The 5,084-nt window shown below is 72.5% G+C and carries 7 protein-coding genes; 3 read left to right on the forward strand and 4 right to left on the reverse strand.

Translation table 11 applies throughout. From position 1 onward, the window contains the following. Window positions 1-276 precede the first annotated feature (276 nt). Complete coding sequence (locus VK640_17185) at window positions 277-591, reverse strand: hypothetical protein (GenBank protein HTE74913.1); 315 nt, start codon at window positions 589-591, stop codon at window positions 277-279. Window positions 592-877: 286 nt separating this feature from the next. Here VK640_17185 and VK640_17190 point away from each other — a divergent pair, with 286 nt between their 5' ends. Then, window positions 878-1,309, forward strand: coding sequence for a hypothetical protein (locus VK640_17190; GenBank protein HTE74914.1), 432 nt, complete (start codon window positions 878-880; stop codon window positions 1,307-1,309). Between the two features lie 22 nt (window positions 1,310-1,331). On the opposite strand, the gene VK640_17195 is transcribed toward VK640_17190, so the two are convergent. Both VK640_17195 and VK640_17200 read right to left on the reverse strand, forming a co-directional pair. Then, window positions 1,332-2,069 (reverse strand): UDP-galactose-lipid carrier transferase, encoded by a 738-nt coding sequence (locus tag VK640_17195; protein ID HTE74915.1) that lies wholly within the window; start codon window positions 2,067-2,069, stop codon window positions 1,332-1,334. A 153-nt stretch (window positions 2,070-2,222) separates the two neighbouring features. Then, a complete protein-coding gene (locus tag VK640_17200; protein ID HTE74916.1) occupies window positions 2,223-3,260 on the reverse strand; it encodes a GNAT family N-acetyltransferase in 1,038 nt (345 codons plus the stop codon). A 62-nt stretch (window positions 3,261-3,322) separates the two neighbouring features. Between VK640_17200 and VK640_17205 the strand changes: the two genes are divergently transcribed. Next, entirely contained in the window at window positions 3,323-3,970 is a 648-nt protein-coding gene (locus tag VK640_17205; GenBank protein ID HTE74917.1) for a molybdenum cofactor guanylyltransferase, read from the forward strand. On the opposite strand, the gene fdhD is transcribed toward VK640_17205, so the two are convergent. Further along, window positions 3,921-4,769, reverse strand: coding sequence for a formate dehydrogenase accessory sulfurtransferase FdhD (gene fdhD / locus VK640_17210; protein ID HTE74918.1), 849 nt, complete (start codon window positions 4,767-4,769; stop codon window positions 3,921-3,923). The genes VK640_17205 and fdhD overlap by 50 nt on opposite strands. Before the next feature lie 116 nt (window positions 4,770-4,885). Here fdhD and VK640_17215 point away from each other — a divergent pair. Continuing rightward, window positions 4,886-5,084: hypothetical protein (locus VK640_17215; protein ID HTE74919.1), on the forward strand; the 199-nt coding region annotated here is incomplete at its 3' end.

A 5,084-nucleotide genomic window follows, 5' to 3' on the forward strand; every position in this document is an offset into this window, starting at 1 on the left:
CTGGGGGTCAAGGGGTCGCAGGTTCAAATCCTGTCGTCCCGACCGAGAAGGTCGCAGGTCAGAGGCGGTTCGGCTCTTCGGGGTCGGGCCGCCTCCGGCGTCTGTGAATCATGCGTGTAGCCACCCGCTCCACTCACCATCGCGGTGCACGTCCGACGGCGTTGGCTGCCTCGCGCTGTTGCAGCCGTATCGAGCCCAGTGGGAACAGATCATGGCGACGCAGCCAGGTGCGCCCCCGAGGGGGCGCACCTGGGACTGTGTGCGACGCAGCAACGGCTACCGGTCGTGCCGGTGGCCGTTGCTGGTGTCGGCGGTGCGGGGGTCGTTGTCCTTGGCGTAGCTGCCGGCCTTGGCCAGCCCGCGGCTGATCATGTAGCCGATGGACAGCCAGGTGACGTACTTCCACGCGTCGTGGCCGTCGAGGTTCTCTGTCACTGCTGCGGCGACCAGGACCCCGATGACGGTGAGGGCCCAGACCGCCAGTTCGGTGGTCTTGAAGGCGGGCTTCGTCTCGACGGTGTCGCGCCGGGTGGTGCCGGTGGTGCTGAAGTCGCGGCCGGTGCGGTTGCCGGTCTCCCCGTAGGTGGACATGGGTGCTCTCCTTGTGGCCAGGAGAGTGGCCGAAGGCGGCCACTCCGTGCAGGGACGGCCCCCGATCAGGGGGTGCCGTGGATGGGAGTGCGCCGGTTCTGGACGCGGCCTAGAGGTTGCCGCTACGCGGCCGGTCAAACATCTGATTGCCAAGGGGCGGAGGGCGTTCTGCGGCGCGGCGAGATGCAGAGGGGCGCTGGGGGCTCGAAGATGGTCGCCGGGGGCGTTGTCGTCGGCCCGCGGTCAGGTGTCGCCGGTTCCGACAGCGGCCCGTAGTGTCTCTGCCATGACCGTGGAGCCCGGTGTGCCAGCCGCCGCAGAGGCACTCGAGGCGGAAGCTGCCCTGGCGGAGGCCCGTCGAGTGCTGCTGGACGAGCGCGAGACCCAGGCAGACGTGCGTGAAGCGGCCTTGTGGACGCGCTCGGCTGCCTTGACGGAAGCAGAAGCACACGTCCGCGAGAGCGCCGACGAGCTGGAGGAGCTGCTTCGGGCAGCTGATCTGCGTGACCGCGCCGCCGAAGTTCGGGCGGCCGCGGTGCGTGCCCGCGAAGCGGCCGCCGAGGCGCGGCGCGCGCGCTCCAGAGTTGACGCCCACGCCGATCAGGCGGACCGCGATCTTGTCGCACTCGACCAGGAGTGGGCTGCAAGGGATCGTGACGAGGCGGCAGCGGACCGCGATGACCTCCGGCGGCTACAGGCCCACGACGACCCGACGTAGGTAGGGCACCCCGGGCCCAGCGCTACGGGGCCTCGACTCCGGCCGACTCGATGGCGTCGGCGACGTGCCGGACGACGTGGACGCGGGCGTACCTCTTGTCCTCGGCCGGGACCACGTGCCAAGGAGCCGCCGGATGGTCGGTGCGCTCGAGCATGTCCTCGACGGCTTCGACGTACGCCGCGTGCTTCTCCCGGTTGCGCCAGTCCTCGTCGGTGAGCTTCCAGGACTTCAACGGGTCGTCCTTGCGGCGGTCGAAGCGCCGTTGCTGCTCCACCTGGGTCAGGTGCAACCAGAACTTCACCAGGATCATGCCCTCGGCCGTCAGCGTGCGCTCGAAGTCGACGATCTCGTCGTAGGCGCGGCTCCACTGCTCGACTGTTGCGAAGCCTTCGACCCGCTCGACGAGGACTCGGCCATACCAGGACCGGTCGAGCACCGCCATGCCCCCGTGCCCGGGCAGCACCGGCCAGAACCGCCACAGGAAGTGGTGCCGCTTCTCGTCGTGGGTGGGTGCCGCGAACTGCGCGACCCGCACGTGCCGCGGGTCGAGGTGGTCGACCAGTCGCTTGATGGCGCCGCCCTTGCCGGAGGCGTCCCAACCCTCGAAGACGACGCACAGGGGAGGGCCGATGCGCCCGCCGATCTGACCCCCCAGCGTCAGCCGTAGGCGCAGCAGCCGCTCCTGCTGCTGCGCCAGCTGCTCGGCCTCGTCCTTCTTGGACAGCGCAAGGGTCAGGTCGACCCGGTCCAGACGTCCCACGCTGCGCACCCTGACAGCCCAACCGGCGGCGCGTCGAGCCGAAGGCCGCCGAGCGCTGCGGAAGCACGCGCGACACGCCCACGTGTTCGGCGCGCGTCTGCAGCGCTCGCGACGAGGCGTGAGGGGTCGGGCGGTGCGTCGGGCCGGCGTCGGTCAGACGTGGGTCTGGTAGCAGGTGGCCGTCGCCACGACCTGGTAGCCGAGCCGCTCGTTGACGGCGATCATGTGCGCGTTGGACGCGGCGTTCCAGGTGTCGACCTCGAGCAGCTGCGGCTCGGTCTGCGCCAGCCACTGGACCATCGAGCCCTTGAGCAGAAGGCCCAGACGGTGCCCGCGGTGCGCCGCCAGGACGCTGGTGTCCAGCTGCCCGGCGTGCCATGGCCGGTCCTCGTCGACCGCCACCACGGTGTGCCCGGCGAGCACACCGGTCGCGCGGTGCCGGGCGACCAGCCGGTAGAGGCGGCCGCCCTTGGCCACCTGTCCGGCGTCGAAGGCTCGCAGCCGGTCGGAACTGAACACCTCGTCCTCGAACTCGAGGTCGTCCATCGGTGCGTCGTTGATGGCGGCGACGAGCACCACCATCTGGTCCATCAGGTCCGCCGGCACCGGCCCGGTCACCCGCAGCAGCTCGTAGTCCGTCGCGTGCTCCGTCGCGTCGGCGACGACGGCTGCGACGTCGTCGTGGTCGACGTCGTGCATCATCTGCCGGCGATTGACCTCGACGATCGCCGGCTGCAGGTCGTGACGCGCCGCGAAGCCGCGAGCCGCCGCAGTGTCGAACCCCTCGACCCAGACGGTGCCGCGAGAGGCTGCCCTGGCCCGGTCGAGCCCGGCCTCGAGGAGCTCCCGGCCGAGCCTTTGACGACGTACCGCCGGATGGACCGTCACGTCGAGCATGGCGAGGTGGCGGTTGTCCCGCTCAGGGAGGTAGACCTCGAGGACGCCGACCGCGCGGCCGCGGCCGTCCCGCTGGACGTAGGCGGTGGGCGGCTCGCCGTCCCACCCCAGCACCAGGTCGGCGGTCCAGGCCTGCGCGGTGCGGGGCAGCATGTGCGGGTAGTCGACTCGGCGGGCGGCTTCGTAGACGGCCAGGCCGCCGGCCAGGTCGACCGGGTCGAGGGCCTGGGGGTCGAGGCGGCGGAGCGCCGGACGGGTGAGCTGCACACCGCCATGGAACGCCCGTCCGCGCATCCTGGCGAGCCAATTACCGCAGGCCAATCGATGTTCAGCCAGCAGCCGCCTACGCTCGGGCCGTGGGCGGGTCCGGCGTCGGCGCGGTGGTGCTGGCCGGGGGCAGGTCGGCCCGGATGGGCGAGGACAAGGCCTGGCTGGACTGGGAGGGACAGCCGCTGCTCGCCCACACATGCACCCTGCTCGCCGGCTGCATCGAGGGCCCGGTGCTGGTCGTCCGGTCGTCGCCGGACCAGTCGCTGCCACCGCTGCCGGAGGACGTCCAGGTGGTCGACGACCCCGAGCCGGGTCAGGGACCGCTGCTCGGCGTGGCCGTCGGGTTGGCCGCCGTGGGGCGGGTGGCAGAGGTCGCGTTCGTTTGCGCCACGGACCTGCCGCTGCTGCACCCGGCGTTCGTACGTCGCCTGGTCGCTGCCCTGCGTGACCCCGGCGCCGACCCGGTCGACGTCGCGCTGCCGGTCGTCGGCGGCTCGTGGCACCCGCTGGCCGCGGCCTACTGCACCGGCGTCGCCGACGAGGCCCGTGAGGCGGTGCGCTCAGGACGCCGGAGGGTGACCGACTTCGTGGCCTCGCGGCGGCACCTGCTGCTGGACGAGAGCCGGCTGCTCGCCGACCCCGCGGTCGCCGCTGCCGACCCGCTCCTGCACTCGGTGCTCAACGTCAACGACCCGACGGAGCTGGCACGCGCTCGGGCCGTGCGTAGAGGTTGAGCCCTCCCGGTCGGACGAAGCCGGCGAGCGTCAGGCCGACCTCGTCGGCCACCTGCACCGCCAGGCTGGACGGCGCGGACACCGCCGACAGGACGGGCAGACCCGCCAGCGCGGCCTTCTGGACCAGCTCGAAGGATGCTCGTCCGCTCACCTGCAGCACGTGGCCACGCAGCGGCAGCCGGCCCTCGCGCAGCGCCCACCCCACCACCTTGTCGACGGCGTTGTGCCGCCCGACGTCCTCCCGCACGCAGACCGGCTCGCCGGTCGCGGTGAAGAGGCCCGCGGCGTGCAGGCCGCCGGTGCGGGCGAAGACCTTCTGGGCTGAGCGCAGCCGGCCCGGCAGCGAGAGCAGCACGTCCACCGGCACCTGGACCGGGTCGGCCGACACGTCGTGGGTCGAGTGCACCCGCACCGCGCCGATCGACGCGGCTCCGCAGACCCCGCAGGCCGACGTGGTGACGGCGTTGCTGCGCCGTCGCGTCGCCGCGTCACCGACGCCGGTGGACAGCACCACCTCGACCACGTTGTAGGTCTGGTGGCCGTCGCCGTCGAGGCCGGGGCAGAACGACGCCGAGACGAGGTCGTCGGTCGTGCGGACCAGTCCCTCGGCGACCAGCCAGCCGGCCACCAGGTCGAGGTCGTCGCCGGGGGTGCGCATGGTCACGGTGAGCACCTCGGTGCCTCGCCGCACCTCGAGGGGCTCCTCGGCGGCGAGGGTGTCGACCCGCTCGGTGCGCGACGCGTCGGGCCCGTCGCCGCGCCAGCGGACGACCCGGCGGCGGACCGTCACCCTGCCCATGCGCGCCTCCCGGGGGTACCCCGGCGACCGGGGTCTAGGGTCACGATAAGCGGGTACCCCGGCCACGGCAGAGCCGCACGGACCACGGGCAACCAGCCACGACACGAGCAGGAGCGATGGGCGTCCGGACCTGGATCGAAGGCTGGCCGGTCTACCGCCAGCTGACCGGGCCCGACCCGCTCGGCCGCGGCACGGCAGCGATGTCGGTCCGCTCCGACGCCCTCGTCCCGCGCACCGAGGAGGCCGACGGGGTCGCGCGCTCGGTCTGCCCCTACTGCGCGGTCGGCTGCGGGCAGCGGGTGTTCCACAAGGACG

This window comes from Actinomycetes bacterium (assembly GCA_035489715.1).
Taxonomy (GTDB): Bacteria; Actinomycetota; Actinomycetes; order JACCUZ01; family JACCUZ01; genus DATHAP01.